Genomic DNA, 26,615 nt, shown 5'->3' on the forward strand with positions numbered 1-26,615 from the left:
GGCGCTTGGGTGAAAGGAGGAGGGGCGAAATCTCCCACGGTCTGTACTGCGTCAACAGTCAGAATCGGGCTTTGTCCCTTCTCCTCCCTTCAAGTCCTAGCATACAAGCGGGCTTGCTCGCGAAGGCCGCCTGACAGCCGACACCTACCTACCTGAGGCCCCGCGATCAAATTGTGGGAGCTGGCTTGCCTGCGATGACGGCCTGACAGTCGACACCTATCTACCTGACGCCCTGCGATCAAATCGTTGGAGCGGGTTCGCTTCGCATCATGGTTACCATCGATCCCTACAACGTTGTGCAAGGGCGCAAGGTACGCTGGCCGGCGTAGGGCTCAGATTGGGCCGCTTGAAGAATTCTTCTCCTGCTTGATGTCGTCGACCGGCTTGGGTTGCCCCAGCTTGCTGTACTGCTCACGCAATTTTTGCAGGTCGTGCGACCCGAGCTTATCCAGGCTCAACGCCGCATTGTGAGCTTCTTTGGTGGCACGAATCAGCTCGTCCAGTTTCAGATGAAGAATATCGTTGTCGCGGTTCTGGGTATTCTGGATCAGGAACACCATCAGGAAGGTGATGATGGTGGTGGAAGTATTGATGATTAACTGCCAGGTGTCGTTGTAATGAAAGTAAGGCCCGGTGAGCGCCCAGACAGCTATCAAGCTGACGGCCGTCAGAAAGGTTTTTGAGCTGCCCGCCTGGTTGGAGAGTTTCTGGCAGAATTTCGCGAATTTCATGGTGCTGTCTCCTAGGGGGATCTTCCTCTGTAGACCCCAACAGAATTTCGAAATTCTTTTTTACAAATCGTTTTTTTTGACAAAAATCAATGAGCAAATCCCTCTTGCACAGGAGCACTCAGCATGTCGGTCGCTGCTTCTATCGTTGAATACCTCAAGCACCATCAGTTGGTCGTCACGACGGCCGAGTCGTGTACCGCTGGCAAGATCATCACCTTGCTTTCGCAGGTCGACGGCAGTGGCTCGTGGATCGAAAGCGGGTACGTGGTGTATTCGCCAGAGGCGAAACAGCGGTTGTTGAACGTGCGTCGCTATACCATCGATACCTTCAATCTCACCAGTTGTGAGGTCGCCCAGGAAATGGCTCACGGCGCGCTGCGCGACAGCCCTGCGGATGTAGCGGTAGCGACCACGGGCCTGCTGGGGCCGGATGGAATTGATGGCATTCCTCCAGGCACCGTTTGTTTCGCCTGGGCCTATCGAAATGGGGGAGCGCTGAGTGTGTTCAGTCGCAAGGAACGCTTCATGGGCTCCCGTGAGCAGGTGCAGTTGGCCGCTTCCCTTCACGCGTTGAAATGGCTGCCGCATTTTCACCAGCGGGCGATGGCGGGTGAACGCGCCTAATGCTGCCAAGTGCGCGCGTTTACGGCTGCGGTTCGATGTCCAGCAGCAAGTCGCCGTTGGTCAAGGTTTCAACCTGCTGCACCACGCCACGACAGACCTGACCGTCCCATTCAAAGGTAATCCTGTGGGCTTTTAGCAACTGCCCTGGCCATGGCGGCGCAAGTCGCAACTGCAAGCCGGGCGCAGTGCGCACAAGCTGCCCCATGCATTCGCTGGCCAGCGGATTCACACCGAACAGCGTGTCCTGCAAATATTCAATTTTGACCGGTTGTAGCGTTGCGTCCGTAGAGTCCGGCATATCGGTTACCCCACCGATGACAGCCAGAAAGACTGCCTGGCTATGACCATTTCCTCACGTATTTCTCGAACAAGCCGGTTGATCCCCGAGACACCGTGATAGTGGGCGCGGTTGATGTTCGCGATGGTGAATTGGTCCATACCGTGCGCCGTTACAGTGACTGAAAGGCTGCCGTCCGCGTTGAGCGCGCACTTGACCGCGCACTTGGGAAGGCGAGCGGACAGGGCCGTTTCGATCTCGGTTTTCGTTAACGTATCCATGAGTTCACCGCATAAAGGACTCAGCGCGATAAGGCTAGCTCATAATGACGGGGCGTAAATACTGGCAAGGTAATGGCTTTGTAAGAAGGGTCGTCCACAACTTAGCGTCGAAAGCCTCTACTTGAAACTCATCCTGAGTTTCGCTCGTTGCTAAGTTAATTGGGCAAGGTGTTGGGAAGATTAATTGCGCAGCGTTCAACCTATCAGGTTTGAAGGGGCAGCCAGGCTGCCCCTCCTGCCGTTACTCAAGAACCCGACTTCCGACCGCCGCCGTGGCTGTGCTGGCCACCCTTGCGACCTGCTTCGGAGGCCTTTTCACGGTCGTTGGCGAAATTGCCGCCCGACGCTTGGCCGCCTTTTTTACCGGCTTCGGAGGCTTTTTCGCGATCATTGGCAAAGTTGCCCGGGTTTTTATTACCTGTAGTCATGATAGTTCTCCAGTCGCTAAGTTAGCGTTTCGTTAGTTGGCCGTTTCACAACGGACACTTATTCCGATATTGGCCATTTGAGAAATGTTTTACCGATTTTTCTACCTGGCGACGAACGGTAATTTGGCTTGAAAAGTTATACAGAAACTTGGTTGATGTGCCGCTTCGTATAACTTTTGGAACCGGTCAGCGCTTGGGCATTAACAAGATCGAAACGGCTGGCTTAGTTAACGGTCCTGCCATTCGTCTTTTTCGTCGCACTCCAAAAAAGGGTGTGGTTCCAACCAGGTTCCTAACCTGTGAACGGGAGCTTTTCAGCCATGAAACACAACCCATCCAACCCACAGTACCGGCCGCTCGAGCATGCGGACGCACCCAATGAAGACGGTTGCGTCATTGGCACTGCCGGGCGCGACGAAGACCCCAACGCGACCACCGATTGGGACCATCCCGACAGCGCCGCGACACCCGCTGACGCCAGCGTCAAACCCGCCAGCGGTACGCCCGGCATCGACGCCGTGCCCGAGTCGGAAAACGACGGCGCCGATTGAGAGAACTGCGCTACAAGCGCCGTTTCGCTTGGCCTGCAGCGCATTACCGCTGGTCGTGATGCGCTGGTTTATTTTGAAATTTTCCACGCGTAGGCCACTTCCCATGCAAGGTAGGCGCGCATTCCAGCAGGGCGCCTTTTTCCGTAAGCCTGAGGAGATTTGTTCATGTTTCTACATAACAAGCGACTTCAATACACCGTCCGCGTCGCCGAGCCCAATCCGGGCCTGGCCAACCTTTTGCTCGAGCAGTTTGGCGGTGCCCAAGGTGAGTTGGCGGCAGCATCCCGTTACTTCACCCAAGCCTTGGCGGAAGACGACCCGGGGCGCAAAGATTTGCTGATGGACATCGCCACCGAAGAACTCAGCCATCTGGAGATCGTCGGCTCCATCATCGTCATGCTCAACAAGGGCGCCAAGGGGCGAATGGCCGAAGGCGTGGAAGAGGAGGGCGAGTTGTATCGTGCCCTCAATGGCGCCGGCAATGACTCGCATATCACCAGCCTGCTGTACGGGGCGGGTTCGCCGTTGACCAACTCTGCCGGCGTGCCGTGGACCGCCGCCTACATCGACACTATTGGTGAACCCACCGCAGACATGCGCTCGAATATCGCCGCCGAAGCCCGGGCCAAAATTGTCTATGAGCGGTTGATGAACGTCACCGATGACCCGGGTGTAAAAGACGCGCTGGGGTTTTTGATGACGCGGGAAATCGCTCACCAGATATCCTTCGAAAAAGCGCTGCATGCGATCCAGCCGAATTTTCCCCAGGGCAAGTTGCCGGGCAAACCGGAGTTCACGCAGGTGTACTTCAACATGTCCCAAGGCGCGGAGAACCTGCGCGGGCCTTGGAACCAGGGTGACGGTTGGGAGTTTGTGGAAAACCCACAACCGGCGGTCGATGGCGGTGACGGCACCGCCAGCGTGCAGTTGGACGCCGACGATGAAGCGGTGCTGAGCGCGATGAAAATCCGCACGCTCTCGGACCCCACCAGCGACCCCACCACCGGCGCTGATCTGGGCAAGGGGCTGCAGCCAAAACCTGAACCATGATCCAAGTCACGCGGCGCCCAACCTTACGGCGCCGCGTCCGCTCGGCACAAGATGGCACTGCGCAGCGTTTTCACGGTCCATGGAACACGTACCACGTATCTGGAGGTGAACCTTGGCGACAAAGAAGAAGCCTGTGGTCGACGGTATGGAATTGGCAATGCTGTCTGCCAGCCGCAAAGACCTGTTCTTTGCGGCCATGCAAGCCAGCCACAGTGCAATGATCGTGACCGACCCCGCCGGGCCTGATAACCCGATCATCTTTGCCAACCAGGCGTTCCTGACCCTGACAGGCTTTGAACTGGACGAAGTGATCGGACGCAATTGCAGGTTCCTGCAAGGGCCCCAAACCGATAAAAACGCGCTGCACCAGGTGCAGCGCGCGGTTGAGCAGCACCATGAAGCCTGTGTCGAGGTGCTCAATTACCGCAAAGACGGCTCGACCTTCTGGAACGAGCTGTTCATTTCGCCGTTGTTCAACGAACGTGGGCAGCTGGTGTATTTTTTCGCCTCGCAGTTGGACGTGAGCCGGCGCCACGACGCTGAACAGCGCGTGCGTCGCGCACAAGACTTGGAAGCACTGGGGCAACTGACCGGTGGCATCGCCCATGACTTTAATAACCTGCTGCAAGTGATGATGGGTTATCTCGACTTGATCCAGCAGAGCGCCAAGCGCCCCGGTAGCGATCCGCAGCGCATCGTCAACAGTGCCAGCCGTGCCAGGGCAGCGGCGCAAAAAGCTCAGACCCTGACCCAGCAGTTGCTGGCGTTTTCGCGCAAGCAACGGCTCGACAGTCGGGTGATCAACTTGAACAGTTTGCTCGGTCGCCCCGACTTCATGGCGCGTGCGCTGAAGGGTGTCGAGTTGCATGTGGAGCTTGCCGACGATTTGTGGAATTGCCGCATCGACCCGGTCCAGGCGGAACTGGCAGTGCAGCACCTGTTATCGAATGCCCAGGATGCTTTGCACGGGCGTGCTGACCCGACGGTAACCGTCAAGACCTGCAACGTCCAGGTGCCCGGCGATCTCGGTGCCGAGCGGGATGGGTTGACCGAGGGCTGTTACGTGAGTATTTCGGTCTCCGATAACGGCAACGGCATCGACGCAGGTATTCAGGACAAAGTCATGCAGCCGTTCTTCACCACCAAGGAAGAAGGCCAGGGCTCGGGCCTGGGGTTGTCGATGGTGTATGGCTTCGTCAAGCAATCGGGCGGCACGGCGCGGATTCATTCAGACCCGGGCATCGGTACGACGATTCGCTTGTACTTTCCTGCAGATGACAGCCAGCTGTGGGTCGAGCAGACCCCCACAGCCATCTCACCGCAAGGTAACGAACGCATCCTGATCGTGGAGGACCGGCCCGAGGTGGCCGAGTTGGCGCAGGTCATTCTGTCTGACTACGGTTACCACACCGACATCGCCCTCAATGCCGCCGAGGCATTGGGCATGCTCAAACAGGCGACGTATGACCTGGTGTTCAGTGACTTGATCATGCCCGGCGCTATGAATGGCGCGGCGTTGGCGCGGGAGGTGTCGCGCTTGTATCCGCACATCAGGATCTTGCTGACCACCGGCTATGCGAAAGATGCGCTGGCCCGCGCGGAGATAGAGGTGCATGCGTTCGAGTTGATTCCCAAGCCGTATCAGCCTGCTGACCTTCCCCGGAAAATCCGTGCAGTGCTCGATGCCTGATCGAGCAGGCCAACGCGCTCAGACTGTGGGAGCGGGCTTGCCCGCGAAAGCGGTGTGTCCGTCACTACAGCTGTTACAGCACGACCGCTTTCGCAGGCAAGCCAGCTCCCACAGTTGATCTTCGTTTGAGCATTGCATCCCTTGAGTGCCAGCTCACAAAGCTACCTCAGCACCGCCAGCGTCAGGTCAAGCGCCAGCACCAACACAATCGAAAACCCGAATATCCTGCGTGCCCAGCCGGTCGGGTCAGCGAGGCGTGTACCGCTGGCCGCGAGAGTTAGCCAATAACCCCCCAGCCCGAGCATCACTACGAAATACAACGCCGCCATCTGCGCCACCGCGCCCAGCACCAGGGCGCTGGCGAGGAAGGCCAGCATGTACGCCTGGATCTGCCGATGGGCTTGGGCCAGGCTCAACAGTGGCAGGCCTGCGGCGCGGAAATCCTCGTGGCGCATCACGGTGATGGCGTGTGAATGCGGCATCTGCCAACAACAGAACACCGCGATCAGCAGCATGGCCGTGAGGTCAAACCGCCCGGTGACCGCGCAATAGCCGATCACCGGCGGCATCGCCCCAGAGAGGCTGCCAATCAAGGTGGCCCACTGGGAGCGTCGCTTGAGCCAGTAGGTGTAGACCCCCGCATAGATCACCAGCCCGACCATCGCCAGCCCACACGCCAGCGCATTGCTGCCGGCCCACAGCAAGCCAAAACCGCAGGCGCCCAGGACGATCCCATAGCCTGCGGCAGTGGACACTCTGATGGTGCGCAGTGCCAATGGCCGATGACAGGTGCGTACCATGCGCCGGTCGATGTCGCGGTCAATGCAGTTGTTGATGACACAGCCGCAACCGATCACCAGGGCCGTGCCGAGCAGTGTGGCAAGCCCGTGCGTCACCGAGGCCACATGCCCGCTGGCGGCGAGCAGGTAACCGCCCAGCACCGACGCCAGGTTGCCGACAATAATGCCCGGCTTGGTGAGCTCGATAGCGGTATTGAACAGCCCCCGCCAGTGTTTCAGTGCGCCAGCATGTTGTGATGAATACTGTCCATGATCCATAGCGAAAGCCCCACCAACAGAAGAATGATGATCGCCGAGAAAATCAGCGCAATCAGGTTCCAGCGTTGTTCTTCGGCCGTGTCCAGGTGCAGGAAGAACTTGAGGTGGACCACGATTTGTATCGCGCCCAACGCCACTACCAACCAGGCGGTGACGGTGCGCGGCAGTGACGGGAACATCACCAGGGCGAACGGAATCAGGGTGAGCAGTACTGACACCAGGAACCCGACCAGATAGGAGCGACTGCTGCCATGGCTGGTACCGGCACTGCTGTGAAGCGAGCTTTGCTTGTACATGTCACACCACCCCCAACAGATAGACCACGGTAAAGACGCAGATCCACACCACGTCCAAAAAGTGCCAGAACAAGCTCAGGCAACTGAGCCGGGTGGCGTTGGTGCTGGTCAGACCGCGTTGCTTGACCTGGACCATCAGCACCGCCATCCAGATCAGCCCGGTTAACACGTGTGCGCCGTGGGTGCCGACGAGGGTGAAGAAGGCCGTCAGGAAGCCGCTGCGGTCCGGCCCGTAGCCTTCTTCGATCAGATGGTGGAATTCGTTGATCTCCATGGCGATAAAGCCCGCGCCCAATACGAACGTGAGCCCCAGCCAGCGCAGCACATCGCGTTGCTTGCCGTGGTTCATGGCGAGCATGGCGTAGCCGTAGGTGATACTGCTCAACAGCAGCAGCATGGTTTCGGCCAGCACATAGGGCAGTTCGAAAATATCCATGCTCGACGGCCCGCCCGCCACGCTGTCGCGCAATACGGCGTAGCCGGCGAACAAGGTCGCGAACAGGATGCAGTCGGTCATCAGGTAGATCCAGAACCCGAACAGGCTCAGCGAACCGGCGTCTTCATGCCCTTGTTCGTGGGTATGGGCAATGTCTTTTTCCATAACGATATTGGACATGGGTCAAGCCTCCGCCAGGTCTTTGAGACGGGCCGTTTCGATGCGCGCGACTTCCTGCGCGGGCACGAAGTAATCGGTGTCTTCGTCGTAGCTGCGCACCACGAACGCCACCACCGAGGCCACCAGGCCGAACGCCGCCAACCACCAGATGTGCCACACCAACGCAAAGCTGCAGACCAGCGCAAACAGGCTGATGACCAGGCCCGATGCGGTATTGCGCGGCATATGGATGCTGCGATAGTCGGTGTGGCTCAGGGTGCTGACGCCGCGCTCCTTCATGCCCCAGTACGCGTCCAGGTCATTGACCTTGGGCTGCTCGGCGAAGTTGTACAGCGGCGGGGGAGACGCGGTGGCCCATTCCAGGGTGCGCCCGTCCCACGGGTCGCCGGTGCGGTCGCGGTATTGATGACGGTTGCGGATGCTGACAAACAATTGCAAGGCTTGCGCCGCCACGCCGCAGAGGATGATTGCCACCCCCACCAGCTCCAGCAGCAGCCAGGGCCGCCACTCGGGGTTGTCGAAATGATTGAGACGGCGCGTCATGCCCATGAAACCCAGCACGTAGGAGGGCATGAACGCGAAATAAAAGCCCACCAGCCAGCACCAGAAGGCGATGCGGCCCAGCTTGTCGTTCAAGCGGAAACCGAACGCCTTGGGGAACCAATACGTCAGGCCGGCCATATAGCCGAACACCGCGCCACCGATGATCACGTTGTGAAAGTGCGCGATCAGGAACAGGCTGTTGTGCAGCAGGAAATCGGCCCCGGGCACCGCCAGCAGCACCCCGGTCATGCCGCCGATGCTGAAGGTCACGATAAAGCCCAGGGTCCACAGCATGGGCGTTTCGAAGCGCACGCGGCCGCGGTACATGGTGAACAACCAGGTGAAGATTTTCACCCCGGTCGGCACCGCGATGATCATCGTCATGATGCCGAAGAACGCGTTGACGTTGCCCCCCGCGCCCATAGTGAAAAAGTGATGCAGCCACACGATGAACGACAACACGGTGATCGCGATGGTCGCCCATACCAGCGACACGTAGCCGAACAGCCGCTTGCTGCTGAAGGTGGCGGCAATCTCGGAAAACACCCCGAACGCGGGCAGGATCAGGATGTACACCTCCGGATGCCCCCAGGCCCAGATGAGGTTCACGTACATCATCGGGTTGCCGCCCGCCTCGTTGGTGAAAAAATGCATGCCCAGATAGCGGTCCAGGGTCAGCATCAGTAGGGTGGCGGTGAGGATCGGGAATGCCGCCAGAATCAGCACCGAGGTGCACAGCGCATTCCAGGTGAACACCGGCATCTTGAACAGCGTCATGCCTTCGGTGCGCATCTTCAGGATGGTGACGAAGAAGTTCACCCCCGTGAGCAGCGTGCCGATGCCGGATATCTGCAATGACCAGATGTAGTAATCCACCCCGACGCCGGGGCTGTAGCCCAGCTCGGATAACGGCGGATACGCGACCCAGCCGGTGCGCGCGAATTCACCGACCCCCAGCGAAATATTCACCAGCGCCGCACCCACCACGAACAGCCAGAAACTCAGGGCATTGAGAAACGGATAGGCCACATCACGAGCGCCGATCTGCAACGGCACGACGATGTTCATCAAGCCGACCACAAAGGGCATGGCCATGAAGAAGATCATGATCACACCGTGGGCGGTGAAGATCTGGTCGTAATGTTCCGGCGGCAGGTAACCCGGCCCGCCGCTGGCGGCCATGGCTTGCTGGGTGCGCATCATGATCGCATCAGAAAACCCGCGCAGCAGCATCACCAGGGCGACGATGATGTACATGCAACCGATCTTCTTGTGGTCCACCGAGGTGAACCATTCGCGCCACAAATAGCCCCACTTGCGTTTCCAGGTGATCGAGCCCACCAGCGCCACCCCGATCAGGCCGACGACGGCCAGGGTGTACATCACAATGGGTTCAGTGGTTGGGATCGCGTCCCACGACAGTTTTCCGAACATGGTTACCGCTCCTCAGCCAGCAGACTTGGGTGTTGATCGGTGCGTTGTGCAGCGTCGCTCAATGGCGAGCGCCGGGGTTTATTGGCCTTGTTCATGCCCTCGTATTTATCGACGATGTCCAGGAACAAGCGCTCCTGTACCGCCGAGTAATAGGTCACCGGGTGCTTGAGGGTGGGCTTGGCCAATTGCGTGTAAGAGCTGTGGTCCAGAGAGGTGGCCGCACCCTTGACCTTTGTCACCCAGGTTTGAAAGTCGGCAGTGCTCAGGGACAGCGTGGTGAAATGCATGTCGGAAAAACCGGGGCCGTTGTAGTTGGCGGCAATCCCTCTGAACTCACCGGTTTCGTTGGCGATCAGGTGCAACCTGGTCTGCATGCCGGCCATGGCGTAGATCTGCCCGCCGAGTGCGGGAATAAAGAACGAGGTCATGGCCGCGTCGGAGGTGACGGTGAAACTCACCGGCGTGTGCACCGGCAGGGCCAGTTCGTTGACGCTGGCGATGCCCAGGTCAGGGTAGATAAACAGCCACTTCCAGTCGGTGGCCACCACCTGCACATTGATCGGCGGGGTGTCTGATTCCAGCGGGCGATAGGGATCGAGTGCGTGGGTGGTCTCCCAGGTCACCCACCCCAGGACGATGATGATCAGCAGGGGAACGCCCCATACCACCGCTTCGATTTTGTGTGAACTGGCCCAGCGGGGGGAGTAACGCGCTTTTTTATTGGTGGCGCGGTAGCGGTAGGCGAAGACAAACATCATCACAATCACCGGGACGACCACCAGCAGCATCAGGCCCGTAGCGAGAATAATCAGGTCGCGCTCATCGGTTGCTACTTGCCCCTTGGGGTTGAATACCACCAGGTTGCAACTGGTGAGTAAGAAGAGGCTGGTGATAGTGACCAGGCAATAACCCATCGCTCGTTTCATGCCTTGCTCCTGTATTGGAAACTTGCGTTTTGCTGTGCCGAATCAGTGCTCAAGCGTTAACTAAGCGAAGCGCTTGTTAACCTTAGGAGCCGTCAGGTGTTAAATACTCGGCAATAAGGTGCCGTCAGTAGATAAAAAGCTTCTACTGCACGGTTTTATTGGCTTTTGCTGCCGCTCTGCAGGGCGCATTTCGCCGCGCTCCCGAACATTTTGAATAGAGCCCGATGGGTTGGTTTAACAATTTGTTTCCTCGCCTGACGAACGGTTTAACAGGCGAAACGGTAAAGGGTTTTTATCGGTGCATGATGGAGGTGGCCTTGCAGAAAGTCTGAATTCTGGTTAGGGATTTCAGTCGTTAGTTGATGGCCAACCCCACTAACGGTTTTGGAGAAGCGCTATGTTTATACGTGGCAACACCTATAAAGCCTGGGCCGCCAAGGCACTCGACGAAGAGTGTTTTACCCAGGAGGTTGAAAACGGCTGCCATATCGAAGTCAGGGCTCGGGAGCGGGAAGATGCCGATATTGACGTGCTGGTGTGCGTATACACCGCGACGGGACAATGTGTGGTTGAACGCACCAAGCAGTTGCCGGGTGCCGAATGGACGGTGAATGACGCGCTCAAACGCGGTATTGATCAGGCGGAACGGATTGCCGGGGGGGAGTCCGGCCGACTGCCCTGTGCTGACGCGCACTTGCACGACGACGATTGAGTGGCTCCGCGATCTTGAATGTGGGAGCTGGCAAGTCAGCTTCCACACCTAAATTGTGGCGCGTCAGGGAGATAAGCGTCGGCTGCCAGGCCGTCACGGGAGCAAGCTCCCTCGCCACAGGGTGTAGCGTCGCGGCAGAATAAAAAAGCCCGCACAGAGTGCGGGCAAGACAGGAGTTTTTACCAAGAGCCTGGAGTGAACAGACTCAGTATTAAGAAACAGAAGAAGCATGAACCGTTTTATTTTTTTAATGCGAGGCCGACGAACGGTAGTGCAACAGCAAGTGCGTGATCGTCGTCATTAAAACATTAAAATTTCTGAACCTTCGTTCTGAGCAAATAACAAAAAATCAGAAGGAGAGGTTATGAAAAATTCTTTATATGTCATCGAATACGAATACCACCACGTGCCTAAGTCTTTCATTATAAGAGCGGAGGTGATGAATAACGCAGAGGCGTGGCATTGGGCCTGTTGCGATGCAGGAATTGGCATTATTCCCAGGTCGCGTAATGAAAAGATCAAACGCATCAGTAAACCGCTGGCCGAGCGCTACGGTCTTGAAAATGTAAAATGGCGTCCGTCTGGGAGTATCCCGTTTATTGCAAAGCCCTATGTACCACCGCCACCAGAATAAATGTATTTTTTAATGGGCGGTGTCCATGCGGGTGGCGGTGGGGCGAGGCGAGTGTTTACTGTTTTTTGCGTCGCTCCTGCAACATGCACAACTTTTGCACGCTGCGTTGAAGTGCCTCTTTCATGAGGTCGGCTGCATAGTGTTGCTTGCACGCCGGGCAGAGCATGTCAGAGGCCGACGACACCAGAAAGTCGGAGTCATCCAGCGTCGATTCGTAGGGTTGTTTACATTGCAGGCAACTTCGGTTCGCTTGTAGATGGGTCACATCGATTCCTCCCTGAATGAACGGCCACTCTCGATTAAGAAGTGGGCGTTTTCAACTGCTAAAGAGGAAGAATTCAAACAAGCGATTAGTTGATGTTTTAATGCCAGTATCGAGAGGCGGCGGGGCGGGGATGGCGCTTGGACGGCTGTCGATGTTTTAGAACCCTGGCAGGTTTATCGACAGGCGCGTCCGCACGCTCGGCTCTATGGGTTCAGGTGTAGGGTTTTCTGCTGCGGTTTTTTTGCCCGGCGGCGGTCGCCTGGCGCTTTGATCGGTGCGGGTTAGGCGGGGTGACGCTACTTGCTATCGAGCCTGCCAGGCCGTCAGTCGGCGGGGTTGTCAGCTCCTCCCTGGCTTGTAACCAGTGCACGAAATCCTGACCGTCAGGCTTCCCTTGCTGTTCCCAAATGCGGTACGCGGCGAGTCGGATCGTTTCTTCGTCCATTGTGAGGCTCCCCCATTGAATAAAAGGTGCTAGGAGTGAATGAAGCTGCTCACGAACTCCGCCTTGATCACGGGAAGTTCGATCCCATGGATCAAGCCGGCGGTCAGCGCTTGTTGCGGATCAAGAATGCGTGGCGCGGCGATCAGGTACTTTTCAGTCTCCAGTTTTTCGACGGCATCAGCGGTGCGCTCGGCTACGATGCGTGCGTATAACTGCAAGTCGTAATCGAGGCTCATCGCGTATTCGGACATGCGCGAATGGTCAACCGCGCCTTGCACATGCCAGTGGAAGGGGTGGAACAGGAATTTGCTGTGCTTGCAGGCAGTCCTGCGCTCACCGGCCAGGAAGATGATATTGCCCATGGATTCCACTGTGCCGAGGTTATGGGTATGCACCGGAATCGGCAGGGACAATAAAAAGTTGTACATCGTAAAGCCGTAGCTGCATTCACCACCCATGGTGGCGATATTCAGTACCAGGCCCTGGGCATCTTGTTGTACGGCCAACGAAGCTTTTTCAATCAGTTGGCTGCACGTAGAAGCGGTGACCGGTGCGGTGAAGTTGATAATGTGTAAAGGCATGGTGTCCCTCATCAATGAAAGCAGGGGAGCACGGCTCCCCTGCATCAAGCACATCAGCTTTTGCGTCCGCCGCCGTGGCTGTGTTCGCCACCTTTACGCCCGGCTTCGGAAGCTTTTTCACGGTCGTTGGCAAAATTGCCGCCACTGTTCTGGCCGCCTTTGCTGCCCGCCTCGGCGGCGCGTTCGGGGTCGTTCTTGAAATTGCCCCCGCTGTTCTGGCCGCCTTTGCTGCCGGCTTCAGCGGCGCGCTCGGGATCATTCTTGAAGTTCCCGCCACTGTTTTGGCCACCTTTGCTGCCGATCTCCTGGTAGAACTCTTTGTCATGGGACGCAGAAGTGGCTTCGCCGCCTTTTTTCCCGGCTTCGCTGACGCTCATTTGGCCTTGCTTGTCTTGAGTAGTCATGTTCAGTTACCTCGTCGTTATGTCGGTAATGTAACGTTCACTTCGATTGTGCTGGAAACGTGCACTTAGTCGCGTGCATCAAGCTGCACGGTTATAAGTGCCTTTCACACAAGGGGGGCGTTTTAGATGCACTTATCGTTGCTTCGGCTTGTTCAACAAGTTGCTGATGTTCGTAACACGCAGACGTATTAGAACGCAGGCCAGTCCGTGCTTTAGTTTGCACTTCTACAATCGGCCTGCGAGCTGGCTCGCCGCGCTGATTATCAATGGACGCACGCATGATGAATGCCCTTTGTTAACGAACGGAACAGCGGTACTGCCCGTGTGGTCAGGACTTACGTCCACCACCATGACTGTTCTGGCCGCCTTTACGCCCGGCTTCCGAGGCTTTCTCGCGGTCGTTGGCGAAGTTGCCGCCAGAGGCCTGTCCACCTTTCTTTCCCGCCTGTGATGCTTTTTCGCGATCATTGGCGAAGTTTCCAGGGTTTTTATTGCTCGTCGTCATAACAATACTCCCAGTTTTGAAATGTCGTTTCGCTAGTTGCCCGTTTATGCAACGGACATCTTTTCTGATAGGGGCAAGTGCGCAGATGTTTTGAAATTTTTTAAAAAGGGCGATGAACGGTAGAGTGGTAGATGAAACTTGTACAACTAGGCTCAGGAAGTGCCGCTTCGTATAAGTTTTGTCGCGTCGATTGATATTGAATTAATGGCGACCTTAACGATTGGTTTAGCATTCAATACCCTGTTTGATAGTGATCATTAAAGGCGCTGGCTCCTCTGGCCGGCGCTCAGCCGCACACTCTGTTGCTGCAGCCCGCACAGACTGCTTGTATGCTGGCACTCTGGAACCGGTTGCCCCTGTGAGTACCGACGTTCGAATGATGGCTGGAATGGAAACCGGACTTCCTTAAGGTGCTGACGTGAAGCGTGATACCCGTCTTGTGATGCTGTTGCTGTTGGTGATCGGCTGTTCCCTGACTTCGCTGACGATTTGGAAAGTCCTGTCTTCCCGCGACCGTGCGCTGGCGGAAGTGGATGTGCATGGCTTGAACCTGACCCAGGCCCTTAACACCTATACCGAAGGCATCGTGCGGCAAAGCTCGTTGCTGTTGCTGGGGCTGGTTGAGCGCCTGGAAACCGAAGGCAGTGGCCCGGTACAAATCCAGCGAATCAGCACGCTGATCAACCGACAGCAGCCGCTGATGCCGCAGCTGAGCGGCATCACCATTTATGATCCTCAGGGCCGGTGGCTGCTGTCTTCCAATCGCGCGATCCCGGAGGGCGCCAATAGCAGTGATCGGGCCTATTTCATCCACCACCGCGACGATCCGAGCGCTGAACCTTTTATTGGCCCGCCGATTCAAAGCCGCGCCAACCGTGAATGGGTGGTGACCATCAGCCGCCGTTTCAACGACGCGGCGGGCAACTTCGCTGGCGTGGTCGCTGTGACCCTGGGGGTGGAAAACTTTCTGCGGGTGTTCGGCAAACTCGATGTAGGCCAGGAGGGCGCCATCGGCCTGTCCTACGCCGACGGCACGTTGCTGGTGCGTTACCCCTTCCGCGAGCAGGACATGGGCCGCAACTTTTCCACCTCGCCTATTTATTCCAAGTACCTCGTCGACCAGCCTGTGGGCACTGCGGCCTATACCTCCAGCCTGGACGGGGTAGAGCGACTCTATGCCTTTCGCAAGAGCGAAACCCTGCCGCTGATCACCACGGTCGCGTTGGGCAAGCACGAGGCCCTCGCGGCGTGGCGCATCGAGGCGGCACTGTCAGCGGTCGTGGTGGTGGGGCTGTTGGGGCTGACGGGGCTGATCGGCTGGTTTCTGATCCTGGATATCCGCAGGCGTACGGCGGCGGAAGAGGCGTTGCGTGTCGCCCAGCAACAGTTGCTCGACTCCAATCGGCAATTGGCGCTATTAGCGAAAAAGGATGCGCTGACCGGCCTCGCCAACCGCCGCTGTTTTGACCAAACGCTGGCCGTTGAAGCGCGCCGGGCGCAGCGCGAGGGTACGTCACTGGCATTGCTGATGATCGATATCGACCATTTCAAACGCTTCAACGATGCCTTTGGTCACGTCGCGGGAGATGCTTGCTTGCAGGCGGTCAGCACGTTATTGGAAACGTGCGTGCGGCGGCCGTCGGACCTGGTGGCGCGCTATGGCGGAGAAGAAATGGCGATCATCATGCCCGCGACTGACAGTGCAGGCGCTGCGGTGGTCGCGCAACGCATTCTTGCGCGCCTGCAGCAGGAGAACATCACACACCCAGGCAGCCCCTTCGGGCGCGTGAGTGTGAGTATCGGCGTTGCGACGGGCATGGGCTCACGGCTGGAGCCGGTGTTGGGTTTGGTCGAGGCGGCCGATGCAGCGCTTTACGGTGCGAAGGCGGCGGGGCGCAATGGGTTCAACGTGCCCCCTGCGGACGTGACTTCGGGCGGCTGAAACGGCTTTTACCTGGGTATGCGCGGCTCACATCCCAAGCGTCGGGATCATGAGTTCGCCGCACTCCATCAGTTGGCCAGCGGTGACTTGCAGCTGCGGGGTGGGTTTGGCCGCATAGCCTGCGATGAAGCCGGCACTTAGCAGTGCCAGGCAGAGGACGGCTTTTTTCACAAGCATGTGCGGGGTCTCGATCGGTTCAAAAGGGTGAACCACAGATTGTGCATTCGAGAAAAGGTTCCTGGCCGCGCAGATGGCGTTCTGCTTTCTGTAGGAGCGAGCTTGCTCGCGAAAAACCTCAACGATAACGCGTGCTCCCTGAATAAGCGCGGCGCCTGTGAGTGTTTCGCGAGCAAGCTCGCTCCTACAAAAGGTATCGTCAGCGAATGAACCTGACGTACACACGTTCAGGGTCGTTATCGTCCAGATTCTCGATCTGCCCGCTGGGAATAAAGCCGGCTTTCATCAGCAGGGCCTGGGACGCGCCGTTGGAGGCATTGGTCGACGTGAACAGCTTGGGCGTCTTGCAGGCCGCTTCGGCCGCTGCCAGCAGACGAAGGGCGACGCCCTGGCGCTGGTACAGCGGTGAAACCACCACCAGGGCAATAAACCCATGGTTGAAAAAATCGTGGGTGAGCACCAGGTAGCCGGCGCACAGGTTGGCGTCGGCGGCTACCAGGCATTGCTGGCGAACCACGGCGTCATGGATAAACACGCGACGGCTGGCATGCTCGGTTGCGTAGGCATCCAGTGCGACCAAGGCATGCACATCGTCGGGGGTGGCTTGGCGGATCAGCCAGTGTGGGGCAGCGGGGGGCAGAAGGTATTCAGCCATGGTCGTTAAGCATCCTCTGTTTAAACACTTCATTACCCCTCGAGCTTGATTACATCGTCACGACAGCGAACGCGCCGCCTTATCGATAGCATATCGTCCGCGGCAACTGATGCTCAATCAGGTCTTGGACGCAGGCCAGGCGAGCAGCCCGGTGGGCTATGAAAGCGCCTCGCAATTGAGCCGCGAATACAAGCGACTGTTTGGCGCGCCGCCCTTACGGGATAGCCGGCGTATGCGTGATGGGGCGGATGCTGCTCAATAAAGGCTGATGGCAGCCACGCTGGCTTTTAGTCCCAGTCCTATTTGTTTCTTTTTTGGCGCTGATAAGCTTTTTCCCTGAAGAAATAGTCTCGGGAAATTCCTTGTCATGATCCTAAATGTCGCCGTGCCCAACGAGTTCAGCGCGTTACGTGTAATCACGCTGGCGTCCGATGCGGCGTGCGCACATCGGCTTGCATCCGCATTGAGTGGCATGGGGGTCTTGCCCCTGGCCAACGTCGACTCCCTGGATGCGCTGCAAGCGTGGCTGGATGATTATCCGGTCGACGTCATCGTGAGTGAAATTCGCCCTGAATGCGGCGATGGCTTGATGTTGCCCAGCCTGCTCAAGGCACGTCTCGAGTCTGGCAAACTGGCCCAGTTTCCAGGGATTTTGTGGATGGGCGAAACCACGCTGGGCGCGCCGGGTGGGGCCGCTGACGGTGCACGTACGTCTGCGCGTGAAAGGTCGGCCAAGCCGCTGTGGATCAAGTACTTGGGTGGAGTCGCCGTCAGCGCCCTGGAATCCCATGCCCGTTTGGCAAGGGCGGCGGGCATTTTCGTCGAGATCGTGCGCGAAGGCGGTACCCTGGACTTGGGCGATGCATTGCGCGCCACGGTATTGACCCGCGTGCAACCCGACCCCTCGCTACGCAAAAATACCTTCGACGCCCTGGCCGAAGATGAGGTGATCCATGCGCTGACGACTGGCGACGGGCTGCGCTTTGTGTTTCAACCGCAGTTCGAATTGCTCAGCCGACGCATTGTGGGGGCCGAAGCGTTGGTGCGCTGGAAGCACCCCCGCTTTGGTGAAGTACCGCCTTCGGTACTGATGCCTTTGGTCAACCGCCTGGGCCTGGATTTGCTGTTGTTCAGCCTGGTGGAGATGTGGACGATCAAGGTCATGCTGTCGCTCAAGCGCGCGAACATCCAGATTCCCATTGCCGTAAATGCTTCGGCCAAGACGATTTGTACGCCCAACTTCGCCGATCGCCTGGCAGCCAGAATGCGGCAGGCAGAGCTGCCCAATCGCCTGCTCAAGATCGAGCTGACCGAAGACGTGCCCGAACCCAATGAGTTGTATCTGTCGGCCTCGTTGACCGCTATTCGAGCCAAGGGCTTCCAGGTGTCGATGGATGATTTCGGCACAGGGGCGGCGACCTTCGCCTTGCTGGCAAACCTGTCGTTTGACGAGATGAAAATCGATGGCTCGTTTGTCCGGGGGGTCGAACAGCATTCCTCGTCACGTAATGTCATCGCCGGCATCGTCAACTGGGCGCGGCTGCTCAACCTGAGCCTGGTGGCGGAGGGGATCGAGGATGAGTCGACGATCCCGTTGCTGCACCGTTTGGGCTGCCGGGTTGGACAAGGCTATGCCTTGGCGCGGCCGATGGAAATCGATGCCTTCCTGAACTTTGTGACCCAACAGAACAGCAACGGCGCCTCGGCAATTGAGTGAGCCATACGCTTTTAAGAGCAGTCTGATATTCATCGGGGCGCCATTGCATTAAGTTGCGCATCGTCTGATTTTTCAAATGTTCAGTGCTTTTGAATATCCTGCTGCTGAGGCGTAGTCGCTCGGCTGGCGAACTGTGCGCTTGAAAAGTCGAGAACTAACTAACAGTCGATAAGTTTCGGTTCTCGTCTTTTTGCTCGTTATAAAGAGTGTTCCTTGATCTATGAAACGTTTACACATTGCTTTGCTGGATGATCATGCAATTGTACGACATGGTTTAGTCAATCGACTGGTACAGGAACCGGACTTTGAAGTGGTCGGCGTGTATAGCCGTAGCCGTGATCTGATGGCTGGGCTGGCGACCGAACCGGCTGAGATATTGCTGCTCGATTTTGTGCTCGGCCCCTGCGAGCTGGATGGTATTTCGTTGATTCGCGCGCTGCGCGTGAAGTTTCCAACCTGCCGGATCCTGATCTTTTCGACGCACCACGATGCGGCGACGGCAATTCTGGCGTTACGGGTGGGCGCACGCGGGTTTCTGGGCAAGGGCGAGGACATGGAGCAGTTGATCTGCGCAGTCCGCCTGGTGGCCTCGGGCGCGGTGTACTTGAGCCCGGACATGGCCTACCGCGTGGCGGAAGCTACCGCCGTGAGCTATGACGGCGAGGCCAAAGGCCGGGATGAAGCCCTGCGCTTTGTCAGCCTTTCTGCGCGCGAGCAGGAGGTGATCCGGTGTTACCTGGCCGGCATGACCATCACGGAAATCGCCGAGAAATTCCACCGCAGTATCAAAACCATCAGCTCGCAAAAAGCCTCCGCATTTCGCAAGTTGGGGGTGATGTCGAACAATGAGTTATTCAGGATCAGGCATATTATCGAAGGGGTTTGAGCGGCACGAATTCATCTGCTGTGCGCGTGTCATTTTGCGGCTATTGCATATACTCATGTGCGTATTAGACGTTGTATCGATGAGTTATCCCTGTATTTCGACGGTGCGGTGCGCGCCGGACCGAGAGGGTACGATCACGATGAAAACCATACGCATTGCGTTATTGGATGACCACGCGGTCGTTCGACATGGCCTTGCCAATACGTTGGCAGCCGAGGCGAACTTTGAAGTGGTTGGCATTTATGAAAAAAGCCGCGACTTAATTGTAGGCCTTGTTACGGCACCGGCAGATTTACTACTTCTGGATTTCTCCCTTAATCCCAATGAGTTGGACGGTGTATCACTGATCCGCGCTTTACGCGTCAAATTTCCCAACTGCCATATCCTGATCCTGTCCAGCCATCATGATCCGGCGACAGTGGGCCTCGCCATGCGGGTCGGGGCCCGTGGTTTTGTGGGTAAGGGCGAAGACATGAGCCAGTTGGTGAAGGCGATTCGAAAAGTCGCAGCGGGTGCGGTGTATTTGAACACCGACATGACGTATCGCCTGGCGGAAACGGTCACCGGTGAGAAAAGTGCAAGCCCCGCTGAAGAGCGGGACGCCTTGGCGCTGGCGGAGCTGACCAGCCGTGAGCAGGAAGTCATTCGCTGTTATCTGGCAGGCATGACCGTGAGTGAAATAGCCGAGAAATTCAATCGCAGCATCAAAACCATCAGCACGCAAAAAACCTCTGCATTCCGCAAGCTCGGGGTGACGTCCAACAATGAGCTGTTCAAGCTCAACAAGATCATCGGTACACCATGAAAACGGGGCGGTGCGTCGTGGCGTTATGGTGCTTGCTGATAATGCTGGTGCCTGGTGTAAGGGCCGGTCCGGTCGAACTGAGTGCAGAGCAAAAGCACTGGATCCAGACGCATCCGGTATTACGGGTCGGGGTGGTTGAGGATCTGATTCCTTTCGAATACATGGACGCGGGGGTATTGCACGGGCGGTCATCAGAGTATTTGCAAGTTGTCACAGCCGCGACGGGCATTCAGTTCACTTACCTGCCCGGGAAGACGCTGGCAGAGCGCGAAGACATGTTGCTGGAGGGGCAGGTGGACCTGCTGTCCTCCTATTTGCGCTTCCGGTCTGAACCCACCATCAAGGGGCTTCAAACGCTGACTTACGAATCGACCTCACCGATCATTGTCACGCGTGTTGATAGCCCCGACGTTTTCGATATTGACCAATTGCAGGGCAAGACCGTAGCGATACCGGATGTGGCGTACTACGAGCAAATATTCCGCCGAAAGGGGGTAAAGGCAAATCTCAAAAAAAGCGCTTCGGCCCTGGAGATACTGACCCGCGTTGAAAACGGCAGCGCCGACGCGGCAATCGCGTCAGCCATCTTTCTAACGCCTTATCTGTACCAGCGGTACCAGGGCATTCTGGAAGTATCCGGTGTGCTCGGCAGCGAAGTGCTGGATGTGAGCATGGCGACCCGTACAGACCAGGTCATGCTGTATTCGATCCTTGAAAAGGTGTTCGCGTCCATCAGCGTCGAGCAACGCAACACGCTGTATGGGCGCTGGTACCAGGACCTGAACCTTAATATCCCTTCATTGCCGAGTATCGCCGCCCATTATTCGCATGTGCTGATCCTTGGCGCGCTGGTGCTGGTCAGCTTGTGCGCTCTGGTGTATCGCGGCCAGCGCCAGCGGCATCTGGCCGTGCTTGGCGAGCAGGAAAAATCCATGTTCCTGGTCGTGATGGGGCATGAAATCCGCTCACCGATGAACGCCGTGCTAGCAGCGATGGAGTTGCTTGGGCACACCCGGCTTAACCAGCAGCAGCGCCATTTGGCCCATTTAGCCAACAGTGGCGCCAACGCCCTGGCGCGCCTGCTCGATGATGTGCTGGACAGGCCCGGCTCGGTCGCCAAACTGCCCCGGCTGGCCTTTGAGGCAATCGACGTGTCGGCATTGGTTCAAGGCGTAGTTGGCCTGCATCGACTGCGTGCGCGAGAAAAAAAACTGAGCTTGAACAGCCATATTCAGGCGCAACTGCCCCTGTTGCTGCTCGACAGCTCCCGGCTCACGCAGATCTTCCATAACCTGATTTCCAATGCCATCAAGTTTACCGACACGGGCAGTATCGACATTGACGTGGCGTTGGCGACTTTACCGGACGGCAGCCCGCAATTGCAGATTGAAGTTCGCGACAGTGGCGTCGGCATTTCAGAGGCAGTGCAGGCCACCCTGTTTCAGCCCTATGCCCAGGCCCGCGAGTCTTCCAGGCGCACAGGGGGTACCGGGTTGGGCCTGATGATTTGTCGACAGTTGGTGGATTTGATGCACGGGGCATTTACGCTGACCAGCGAGCAGGGCACGGGCACCACAGTGACTATCCGCTTACCGGTGAGCATCGGCGAGGAACCACCTGTCTTGCTGGCGCAAGCTGCACCCTCAACCCAGCCAACCTCGAGCGGGCTGCGAATTCTGGTGGTGGAAGATACTTATGCCAACCAGGAGGTATTGCGCGCGCAAATCAGTGCGCTTGACTGTCAACCAGTGATTGCTGCCAACGCTGCGCAAGCCTGGCCCCTGTTCAGGGAAACCGTCTATGACCTGGTGCTGATGGACTGCGATTTGCCCGATGAGGATGGCTATGGGCTGGTGCGCAGATTACGCGCCCTGGAAATACAATTGGGGCGCATACGCAGCCCGATTATCGCCATCTCTGCCCTGACCGGCGACCGTCATCTGCAACGCTGTATCGAGGCGGGCATGGACGCGACGTTGAGCAAGCCCATACGTCTTGGACAGTTATCCGAGGTCATTGAGCGCTGGTGTGGGGTCAAGCTGGCTGCGCCGAGCACCAGCTTGATGGCGCCTTTGCTGGATCAAGCCTCAATCTACCGTGAAATGGCCGGCGACCTGGCAAACCTGATCAAAGCCGTCGCCCTGTGTGATCGCGCATCGGCGCAGCACGTGGCTCATCGATTGCACGGCGCGGCGTTGATCATGGAGTGGGCGGCACTGGCGCAGGCCGCTGAATACATGGAGCGTCTGCTGTACGGCGAACATGAGTGGGGGCCGGTGCACGCCCAAGCCTTGCAGCCGTTGCTGCAGCATTGGGCCGCTTTGAGCGGCGATACTGCGCTCGACGTGCTGCCGGCGACACCGGTGCAACGGACGGCACGCTGATGCGGCGCCTGCTGGTGGTACTGGCGTTAGTGTGCCTTCCGGCGTCGGTTGGCGTGTACGCCAGTTCGCCACCCATGGCGTTGACGCAACAGGAGGTGGCCTGGATCGCTGCCAATCCGGTGCTGCGTGTGGGGGTGTTTGAGGACTTGCTGCCTTTCGAATACATGAGCAGCGGCCAATTGCGCGGTCTTTCGGCCAAATACCTGAGGCTGATCGGCCTGCGTACCGGCCTGCATTTCGAACCGGTGCTGACCACCACGCGCAGTGCCCGCAAGGACATGCTGATCAGCGGTGAGGTCGACATCTTGTCCACTCGACGCCGCTCCGACGACCCGGCCCAGGATCGTGGGATGCTTTACACCCTGCCTTACAACACCAGCTCGACGATCCTTGTCAGTCGTTTCGGCGATCAGCCCCTGGCAGGTCTGCAACAGCTCGCTCACAAACGGTTAGTCATGTTGGGACGCGAAGTCTATGGCGCATTCCTGCGCCACGAGGCCCCGGGAGTCACGATCATCACCGCGCAGAACGCCGTAGACATGATGGCCATGGTCAAGGACGGCAAGGCAGACGCCGCAATCGCTTCGGAGTGGTTGTTGATCCCGTATCTTTCCCGCCAGTACCAGGGCGTATTGCAGATATCCGGCGTGGTGCCCCAATTGCACACGGGTGTCAGCATGGCGGTGCGCGACAGCGATGAAATCCTGCTGTCGATCCTGGAGAAGGCATTGACCTCGATCACCGGCGATGAGCGCAAGGCGATCTTCGACGCCTGGTTTGCCGACATGAACCTGGATATCCCGACCATCAGGTCCATCGCCGCACATTACGCGGGTGAGTTGTGGCTGTTACTGGCCATTGTGCTGTTACTTATCATCCTGGTGTGGCAAAGCCGGTTGCAGCGACGGCGCGCGGTGCAGCGCGAGCGCGAGAAAGCGATGTTCCTGGCGGTCATGAGCCATGAAATCCGCTCGCCGATGAACGCAGTGCTGGCGGCAGTTGAGCTGCTTGAGCACACACCGCTGGACGAACAACAGCGGCACTTCACGGGCCTGGCCAATACCGGCGCCAACACCTTGTTGCGCCTGGTAGACGATGTGCTGGATATCTCCAAAATGGAGGCCGGGCAATTGCGGCTCAACCTTGAGCCGGTGGACCTGTGGTCACTGCTGCAAGAGCAGGTGGATGATTACCGAGGCTATGCCGAGGAAAAGAGGCTGACGTTGACATTGACCGGTCAGCGTCCCGTTGTTTCAGCACTGCTCGATGACCAACGGGTGGCCCAGGTGCTACGTAATCTGATTTCCAACGCCATCAAGTTCACCGAGCACGGCGGGGTTGAGGTTCAACTGCTGCTGCCCGACGCACAGCCGGGGGCAACATCGCAGGCGTTGATACGCGTGGTCGACACCGGCATTGGCTTGTCCGACCAGGCGCAAGCTGCGCTGTTTCGGCCCTATGCCCGCGCCAGGCAGTCATTCAAGCGCAGTGGCGGCACCGGTTTGGGGCTGGTGATCTGTCGCCGGTTGGTGAGGTTGATGCAGGGCGAGCTGACGTTGAGCAGCGTGCCGGGGAGCGGCACCCAAGTCGAAGTGAGGTTGCCCGTCGAGTGGGCTGGCGCGCTTGAGTCGCCAGTGCGGGCGGCAGATTCTGTCGCAGCGCCTATAGAGGTTTCATTCTGGGTACTGGTGTTGGAGGCGGAGTACGCCGATCAGCAAGCAGTGAAAGCCCTGCTTCAAGGTTTTGGCCTGGGCGTGTTGTCGGCGGACGATGATGAAGAGGCGCTGGCGCTCTTCAATAAGCACAGGGTTGCTCTGGTACTGATCGATGAGCATCACGCGTTCAACCTGAGCCGCGCTTTGCGCGACGTGGAGCGCCAACAACAGTACGGGCATTGCCCAATCATTGCGATGTCGCAGGTGACCGGCAATGCCTATCTCGAACGCTGTTTTGCGGCTGGCCTGGACGGCGTTCTGAGCAAGCCGGTGCGTCAGGACAAATTGCAGCAAATGATTGAGTTGTGGTGCGATCAGGTGCCGGTAGCCGCGACGCAGGTGCACGGTGCCTCCAGGCATGAGCGGGAAGGGCCGCAGGAAGCGTTGCGCCCGGATATGAACCGTCTGTTCAGCGCTGTTGCCCTGCGTGACCGCCCGGTTGCCATGCAGGCTGCGCATCGCCTCCAGGGCGCTGCGCAGACGGCAGGTTGGGCGGCGATTGCGGCCGGCGCCGAAAAGGTCGAGTTGTTGTTGCACGATGAAGTGAGCTGGCCAACGGTGGCGGTCGCGCGTCAATTGAGTCTCATGATGGATGACTGGACTGCAGCGAGTTATTAAATAGTCTGCGTTGCGTCGATAGCCAGCTTTTTAGGACCACTCCTATAGACGAAGTAATGAGCAGCCCAATAAAAAAACATAAGTTGAAGGGGTAAGTTTACACCGAGGGAAAGAGGCGTTAATTGTTTGAAATATTGAGTGGCTTAGTTGTTTTTAGGAGCACTCCTATATTGGGTTTTGCGTGGACTCCCTACACTTCACTGCGCAACAACACAGAAGTTCTCCAGCACCGGAAACTTCTTCACTTACCTGGTATATCGCTCTCTCGGAGTTACTCATGAATTACAAAGCTCGCGTCCTCGCTGCACTGGTCGCCGCCACCGCCACCTCCGCTGCCATGGCGTCGGACGGCACCATCAATTTCAACGGCGAACTGAAGGCCGAGACCTGCCAGGTTGCAGTGAATGGGGCGGCCGGCTCGGCAGGCACTACCGTCACGCTGCCGACTATCTCCACTGCCTCGTTGACCTCGTCTGGCCAAGTGGCCGGCCAGACCGGTTTCAGCATTCAGTTGAGCAAATGCTCGGCAGCGCTGAAAACCGCAGCTGCGTTCTTTGAAGCCGGCGGTTCGGTTGATCCGGCCAGCGGCAACTTGAAGAACATCGGCGGCGGTGCTACCAAGGTTCAACTGCAACTGATCGACGCATCCAATGGCAAGTCCATCAAAGCCGGTGACACCGCACAAGTGGCTTCCACCAGCCGTATCGCCATCGACGCCACCGCACTCAGCGCAGACCTGCCGTACGCTGTTCAATACTACGCCCAAGCCGCGACCACGCCGGGCACCGTTATCAGCAACGTGACTTACTCCATCAATTATCAGTAAGTCGCCGGTAATGACTACACGCCCTGTTGAATAGTTAAAGGGCGTGTTTTCGGGGCGGCATTGGGACTACGTCATGCCTTGCATACTTCCATTTAAACAAATGCTTCTGGCAAGTCTTGTGGCAATTGGGTGTTCCCAGGCGCTGGCAGGTGTGGTGATCACCGGCACCCGCGTGATCTACCCGGCAGACCAGAAAGAAGTCACAGTAAAACTCAATAACAACGGTACTCAACCCGCGTTGATGCAAGCGTGGATTGATACCGGCAGTGTGGAGTCCACGCCCACCAGCTCCAAGGCGCCGTTTCTGCTTTCGCCTCCGGTGGCGCGTATCGACCCGACCAAGGGCCAAAGCCTGCGCGTATTGTTTACCGGGGCAGCGCTGCCCCAGGACAAGGAGTCGGTGTTCTGGCTCAACGTGCTGGAAATACCACCCAAACCTGAGGCCGGGGCAGACCTGAATACTCTGCAAATGGCCTTCCGTTCGCGGATCAAATTGTTCTACCGCCCGACGGGCCTTGCAGGCACCGCCAGCGAAGCGATCGAGCAGGTGCAATGGCAACTGGTGACGGCCCGCGATGGCCAGGGCCTGGCTCTGCGAGCGTTCAATCCATCGGCTTTTCACGTATCGCTGGTTGAGCTGGACTTGGTGTCTGGCAGTCAGCGCGCGCGCAGTGAGGACGGCATGGTGGGCCCGGGTCAAACCCGGCAATTCCCGCTGCCGACGCTTAAAACCCGACCAGCCCCAGGCGCACAGGTGGAGTTCAGCGCAATCAACGATTACGGCGCGCTGATCCCGACTCGGACAGCACTCAAGCCCTGAACCATTCCTGACGTCTTTA

29 protein-coding genes and 1 pseudogene are annotated in these 26,615 nt (G+C 57.9%); 15 read left to right on the plus strand and 15 right to left on the minus strand.

All coding sequences use genetic code 11. The annotated features are described in order from the left end of the window. Positions 1-332: 332 nt before the first annotated feature. Positions 333-731: a low affinity iron permease family protein gene (locus JJD66_RS17110; protein WP_105226471.1), complete on the minus strand. Its 399-nt coding sequence runs from the start codon at positions 729-731 to the stop codon at positions 333-335. Between the two features lie 123 nt (positions 732-854). On the opposite strand from JJD66_RS17110, the gene JJD66_RS17115 reads away from it, so the two are divergent. Further along, positions 855-1,355 carry a CinA family protein gene (locus JJD66_RS17115; protein ID WP_198715076.1) on the plus strand — a complete coding sequence of 167 codons (501 nt, stop codon included), beginning with the start codon at positions 855-857 and terminating at the stop codon, positions 1,353-1,355. A 19-nt stretch (positions 1,356-1,374) separates the two neighbouring features. Here the strand turns inward: JJD66_RS17115 and JJD66_RS17120 are convergent, their stop codons facing one another. The 3 genes from JJD66_RS17120 to JJD66_RS17130 form a co-directional block, all read right to left on the minus strand. Further along, complete coding sequence (locus tag JJD66_RS17120; protein ID WP_200648618.1) at positions 1,375-1,653, minus strand: hypothetical protein; 279 nt, start codon at positions 1,651-1,653, stop codon at positions 1,375-1,377. A 5-nt stretch (positions 1,654-1,658) separates the two neighbouring features. Then, positions 1,659-1,913, minus strand: a complete 255-nt coding sequence (locus JJD66_RS17125; protein WP_198715078.1) for a hypothetical protein — start codon at positions 1,911-1,913, stop codon at positions 1,659-1,661. A 245-nt stretch (positions 1,914-2,158) separates the two neighbouring features. Next, on the minus strand, positions 2,159-2,341 hold the full coding sequence (locus JJD66_RS17130) for a general stress protein (protein ID WP_003190457.1): 183 nt from the start codon (positions 2,339-2,341) through the stop codon (positions 2,159-2,161). A 320-nt stretch (positions 2,342-2,661) separates the two neighbouring features. Here JJD66_RS17130 and JJD66_RS17135 point away from each other — a divergent pair, with 320 nt between their 5' ends. From JJD66_RS17135 to JJD66_RS17145, 3 genes are all read left to right on the plus strand, one after another. Further along, entirely contained in the window at positions 2,662-2,892 is a 231-nt protein-coding gene (locus JJD66_RS17135) for a hypothetical protein (RefSeq protein ID WP_198715079.1), read from the plus strand. 165 nt (positions 2,893-3,057) lie between these two features. Beyond that, a complete protein-coding gene (locus tag JJD66_RS17140) occupies positions 3,058-3,942 on the plus strand; it encodes a manganese catalase family protein (protein ID WP_198715080.1) in 885 nt (294 codons plus the stop codon). A 112-nt stretch (positions 3,943-4,054) separates the two neighbouring features. Further along, complete coding sequence (locus JJD66_RS17145) at positions 4,055-5,632, plus strand: histidine kinase famiy protein (RefSeq protein WP_200648619.1); 1,578 nt, start codon at positions 4,055-4,057, stop codon at positions 5,630-5,632. A 161-nt stretch (positions 5,633-5,793) separates the two neighbouring features. Here JJD66_RS17145 and cyoE read toward each other — a convergent pair whose 3' ends face one another. The 5 genes from cyoE to cyoA are packed head-to-tail and all read right to left on the minus strand — an operon-like array spanning position 5,794 to position 10,505. Further along, a complete protein-coding gene (cyoE, locus tag JJD66_RS17150) occupies positions 5,794-6,690 on the minus strand; it encodes a heme o synthase (protein ID WP_200648620.1) in 897 nt (298 codons plus the stop codon). Further along, positions 6,648-6,986: a cytochrome o ubiquinol oxidase subunit IV gene (cyoD, locus tag JJD66_RS17155; protein WP_054895701.1), complete on the minus strand. Its 339-nt coding sequence runs from the start codon at positions 6,984-6,986 to the stop codon at positions 6,648-6,650. Before cyoD ends, cyoE begins: the two co-directional genes overlap by 43 nt. Position 6,987: 1 nt before the next feature. Beyond that, the gene (locus JJD66_RS17160; protein WP_034127104.1) at positions 6,988-7,602 is read right to left on the minus strand and encodes a cytochrome o ubiquinol oxidase subunit III; all 615 of its coding nucleotides are present in this window, start codon (positions 7,600-7,602) and stop codon (positions 6,988-6,990) included. Positions 7,603-7,605: 3 nt separating this feature from the next. Next, positions 7,606-9,579, minus strand: a complete 1,974-nt coding sequence (cyoB, locus tag JJD66_RS17165; RefSeq protein WP_054895699.1) for a cytochrome o ubiquinol oxidase subunit I — start codon at positions 9,577-9,579, stop codon at positions 7,606-7,608. Between the two features lie 2 nt (positions 9,580-9,581). Next, positions 9,582-10,505: a ubiquinol oxidase subunit II gene (cyoA, locus tag JJD66_RS17170; protein ID WP_200648621.1), complete on the minus strand. Its 924-nt coding sequence runs from the start codon at positions 10,503-10,505 to the stop codon at positions 9,582-9,584. 397 nt (positions 10,506-10,902) lie between these two features. On the opposite strand from cyoA, the gene JJD66_RS17175 reads away from it, so the two are divergent. Together JJD66_RS17175 and JJD66_RS17180 are read left to right on the plus strand one after the other, a co-directional pair. Beyond that, the gene (locus tag JJD66_RS17175) at positions 10,903-11,217 is read left to right on the plus strand and encodes a hypothetical protein (protein ID WP_200648622.1); all 315 of its coding nucleotides are present in this window, start codon (positions 10,903-10,905) and stop codon (positions 11,215-11,217) included. Positions 11,218-11,581: 364 nt separating this feature from the next. Beyond that, a complete protein-coding gene (locus JJD66_RS17180; RefSeq protein ID WP_200648623.1) occupies positions 11,582-11,851 on the plus strand; it encodes a DUF6555 family protein in 270 nt (89 codons plus the stop codon). 476 nt (positions 11,852-12,327) lie between these two features. Here the strand turns inward: JJD66_RS17180 and JJD66_RS17185 are convergent, their stop codons facing one another. From JJD66_RS17185 to JJD66_RS17200, 4 genes are all read right to left on the minus strand, one after another. Next, positions 12,328-12,561, minus strand: a complete 234-nt coding sequence (locus JJD66_RS17185) for a DUF2934 domain-containing protein (RefSeq protein WP_200648624.1) — start codon at positions 12,559-12,561, stop codon at positions 12,328-12,330. Between the two features lie 29 nt (positions 12,562-12,590). Further along, positions 12,591-13,142: an ATP-dependent Clp protease proteolytic subunit gene (locus tag JJD66_RS17190; RefSeq protein ID WP_019821492.1), complete on the minus strand. Its 552-nt coding sequence runs from the start codon at positions 13,140-13,142 to the stop codon at positions 12,591-12,593. Between the two features lie 53 nt (positions 13,143-13,195). After that, positions 13,196-13,546 (minus strand): general stress protein, encoded by a 351-nt coding sequence (locus JJD66_RS17195; protein ID WP_014718036.1) that lies wholly within the window; start codon positions 13,544-13,546, stop codon positions 13,196-13,198. Between the two features lie 328 nt (positions 13,547-13,874). Beyond that, on the minus strand, positions 13,875-14,051 hold the full coding sequence (locus tag JJD66_RS17200) for a general stress protein (protein ID WP_003190478.1): 177 nt from the start codon (positions 14,049-14,051) through the stop codon (positions 13,875-13,877). Between the two features lie 418 nt (positions 14,052-14,469). Between JJD66_RS17200 and JJD66_RS17205 the strand changes: the two genes are divergently transcribed. Further along, positions 14,470-15,993, plus strand: a complete 1,524-nt coding sequence (locus JJD66_RS17205) for a sensor domain-containing diguanylate cyclase (RefSeq protein WP_200648625.1) — start codon at positions 14,470-14,472, stop codon at positions 15,991-15,993. Between the two features lie 27 nt (positions 15,994-16,020). On the opposite strand, the gene JJD66_RS17210 is transcribed toward JJD66_RS17205, so the two are convergent. Together JJD66_RS17210 and JJD66_RS17215 are read right to left on the minus strand one after the other, a co-directional pair. Further along, positions 16,021-16,170, minus strand: coding sequence for a hypothetical protein (locus tag JJD66_RS17210; protein WP_019821496.1), 150 nt, complete (start codon positions 16,168-16,170; stop codon positions 16,021-16,023). A 199-nt stretch (positions 16,171-16,369) separates the two neighbouring features. Continuing rightward, positions 16,370-16,825, minus strand: a complete 456-nt coding sequence (locus JJD66_RS17215) for a GNAT family N-acetyltransferase (protein ID WP_200648626.1) — start codon at positions 16,823-16,825, stop codon at positions 16,370-16,372. A gap of 100 nt (positions 16,826-16,925) precedes the next feature. On the opposite strand from JJD66_RS17215, the pseudogene JJD66_RS28110 reads away from it, so the two are divergent. The 8 genes and pseudogenes from JJD66_RS28110 to JJD66_RS17250 all read left to right on the plus strand — a co-directional run. Beyond that, a pseudogene (locus JJD66_RS28110) lies at positions 16,926-17,087 on the plus strand (AraC family transcriptional regulator CmrA); the annotation flags it as partial. Positions 17,088-17,192: 105 nt separating this feature from the next. Next, positions 17,193-18,542 (plus strand): EAL domain-containing protein, encoded by a 1,350-nt coding sequence (locus JJD66_RS17220; RefSeq protein WP_038449763.1) that lies wholly within the window; start codon positions 17,193-17,195, stop codon positions 18,540-18,542. Positions 18,543-18,762: 220 nt separating this feature from the next. Continuing rightward, the gene (locus JJD66_RS17225; protein WP_038449765.1) at positions 18,763-19,428 is read left to right on the plus strand and encodes a response regulator transcription factor; all 666 of its coding nucleotides are present in this window, start codon (positions 18,763-18,765) and stop codon (positions 19,426-19,428) included. Positions 19,429-19,567: 139 nt separating this feature from the next. Next, positions 19,568-20,233 (plus strand): response regulator transcription factor, encoded by a 666-nt coding sequence (locus JJD66_RS17230; RefSeq protein WP_161906649.1) that lies wholly within the window; start codon positions 19,568-19,570, stop codon positions 20,231-20,233. A gap of 41 nt (positions 20,234-20,274) precedes the next feature. After that, positions 20,275-22,617 carry an ATP-binding protein gene (locus JJD66_RS17235; protein WP_234452258.1) on the plus strand — a complete coding sequence of 781 codons (2,343 nt, stop codon included), beginning with the start codon at positions 20,275-20,277 and terminating at the stop codon, positions 22,615-22,617. Next, positions 22,617-24,950 (plus strand): ATP-binding protein, encoded by a 2,334-nt coding sequence (locus tag JJD66_RS17240; protein WP_198715091.1) that lies wholly within the window; start codon positions 22,617-22,619, stop codon positions 24,948-24,950. Before JJD66_RS17235 ends, JJD66_RS17240 begins: the two co-directional genes overlap by 1 nt. Positions 24,951-25,227: 277 nt before the next feature. Then, a complete protein-coding gene (locus tag JJD66_RS17245) occupies positions 25,228-25,776 on the plus strand; it encodes a fimbrial protein (RefSeq protein WP_038449771.1) in 549 nt (182 codons plus the stop codon). 73 nt (positions 25,777-25,849) lie between these two features. Continuing rightward, complete coding sequence (locus tag JJD66_RS17250) at positions 25,850-26,596, plus strand: fimbrial biogenesis chaperone (RefSeq protein WP_038449772.1); 747 nt, start codon at positions 25,850-25,852, stop codon at positions 26,594-26,596. The last annotated feature ends 19 nt before the right edge of the window (positions 26,597-26,615 follow it).

Origin of the sequence: Pseudomonas sp. MF6751 (genome assembly GCF_016613265.1) — a bacterium.
Classification (GTDB): domain Bacteria; phylum Pseudomonadota; class Gammaproteobacteria; order Pseudomonadales; family Pseudomonadaceae; genus Aquipseudomonas; species Aquipseudomonas fluorescens_BV.

Excerpts from the sequence above, each read along its gene's own strand:
- JJD66_RS17225 (WP_038449765.1), top strand. The coding sequence starts at position 18,763 with ATGAAACGTTTACACATTGCTTTGCTGGATGATCATGCAATTGTACGA.
- JJD66_RS17215 (WP_200648626.1), bottom strand. The coding sequence starts at position 16,825 with ATGGCTGAATACCTTCTGCCCCCCGCTGCCCCACACTGGCTGATCCGC.
- JJD66_RS17135 (WP_198715079.1), top strand. The coding sequence starts at position 2,662 with ATGAAACACAACCCATCCAACCCACAGTACCGGCCGCTCGAGCATGCG.
- JJD66_RS17245 (WP_038449771.1), top strand. The coding sequence starts at position 25,228 with ATGAATTACAAAGCTCGCGTCCTCGCTGCACTGGTCGCCGCCACCGCC.
- JJD66_RS17130 (WP_003190457.1), bottom strand. The coding sequence starts at position 2,341 with ATGACTACAGGTAATAAAAACCCGGGCAACTTTGCCAATGATCGCGAA.
- JJD66_RS17125 (WP_198715078.1), bottom strand. The coding sequence starts at position 1,913 with ATGGATACGTTAACGAAAACCGAGATCGAAACGGCCCTGTCCGCTCGC.
- JJD66_RS17230 (WP_161906649.1), top strand. The coding sequence starts at position 19,568 with ATGAAAACCATACGCATTGCGTTATTGGATGACCACGCGGTCGTTCGA.
- cyoD (WP_054895701.1), bottom strand. The coding sequence starts at position 6,986 with ATGTACAAGCAAAGCTCGCTTCACAGCAGTGCCGGTACCAGCCATGGC.
- cyoB (WP_054895699.1), bottom strand. The coding sequence starts at position 9,579 with ATGTTCGGAAAACTGTCGTGGGACGCGATCCCAACCACTGAACCCATT.
- JJD66_RS17235 (WP_234452258.1), top strand. The coding sequence starts at position 20,275 with ATGCTGGTGCCTGGTGTAAGGGCCGGTCCGGTCGAACTGAGTGCAGAG.
- JJD66_RS17195 (WP_014718036.1), bottom strand. The coding sequence starts at position 13,546 with ATGACTACTCAAGACAAGCAAGGCCAAATGAGCGTCAGCGAAGCCGGG.
- JJD66_RS17210 (WP_019821496.1), bottom strand. The coding sequence starts at position 16,170 with ATGCTTGTGAAAAAAGCCGTCCTCTGCCTGGCACTGCTAAGTGCCGGC.
- JJD66_RS17110 (WP_105226471.1), bottom strand. The coding sequence starts at position 731 with ATGAAATTCGCGAAATTCTGCCAGAAACTCTCCAACCAGGCGGGCAGC.
- JJD66_RS17250 (WP_038449772.1), top strand. The coding sequence starts at position 25,850 with ATGCCTTGCATACTTCCATTTAAACAAATGCTTCTGGCAAGTCTTGTG.
- JJD66_RS17175 (WP_200648622.1), top strand. The coding sequence starts at position 10,903 with ATGTTTATACGTGGCAACACCTATAAAGCCTGGGCCGCCAAGGCACTC.
- JJD66_RS17140 (WP_198715080.1), top strand. The coding sequence starts at position 3,058 with ATGTTTCTACATAACAAGCGACTTCAATACACCGTCCGCGTCGCCGAG.
- JJD66_RS17180 (WP_200648623.1), top strand. The coding sequence starts at position 11,582 with ATGAAAAATTCTTTATATGTCATCGAATACGAATACCACCACGTGCCT.
- JJD66_RS17200 (WP_003190478.1), bottom strand. The coding sequence starts at position 14,051 with ATGACGACGAGCAATAAAAACCCTGGAAACTTCGCCAATGATCGCGAA.
- JJD66_RS17185 (WP_200648624.1), bottom strand. The coding sequence starts at position 12,561 with ATGGACGAAGAAACGATCCGACTCGCCGCGTACCGCATTTGGGAACAG.
- JJD66_RS17190 (WP_019821492.1), bottom strand. The coding sequence starts at position 13,142 with ATGCCTTTACACATTATCAACTTCACCGCACCGGTCACCGCTTCTACG.
- JJD66_RS17220 (WP_038449763.1), top strand. The coding sequence starts at position 17,193 with ATGATCCTAAATGTCGCCGTGCCCAACGAGTTCAGCGCGTTACGTGTA.
- JJD66_RS17115 (WP_198715076.1), top strand. The coding sequence starts at position 855 with ATGTCGGTCGCTGCTTCTATCGTTGAATACCTCAAGCACCATCAGTTG.
- cyoE (WP_200648620.1), bottom strand. The coding sequence starts at position 6,690 with ATGGATCATGGACAGTATTCATCACAACATGCTGGCGCACTGAAACAC.
- JJD66_RS17240 (WP_198715091.1), top strand. The coding sequence starts at position 22,617 with ATGCGGCGCCTGCTGGTGGTACTGGCGTTAGTGTGCCTTCCGGCGTCG.
- JJD66_RS17120 (WP_200648618.1), bottom strand. The coding sequence starts at position 1,653 with ATGCCGGACTCTACGGACGCAACGCTACAACCGGTCAAAATTGAATAT.
- JJD66_RS17160 (WP_034127104.1), bottom strand. The coding sequence starts at position 7,602 with ATGTCCAATATCGTTATGGAAAAAGACATTGCCCATACCCACGAACAA.
- cyoA (WP_200648621.1), bottom strand. The coding sequence starts at position 10,505 with ATGAAACGAGCGATGGGTTATTGCCTGGTCACTATCACCAGCCTCTTC.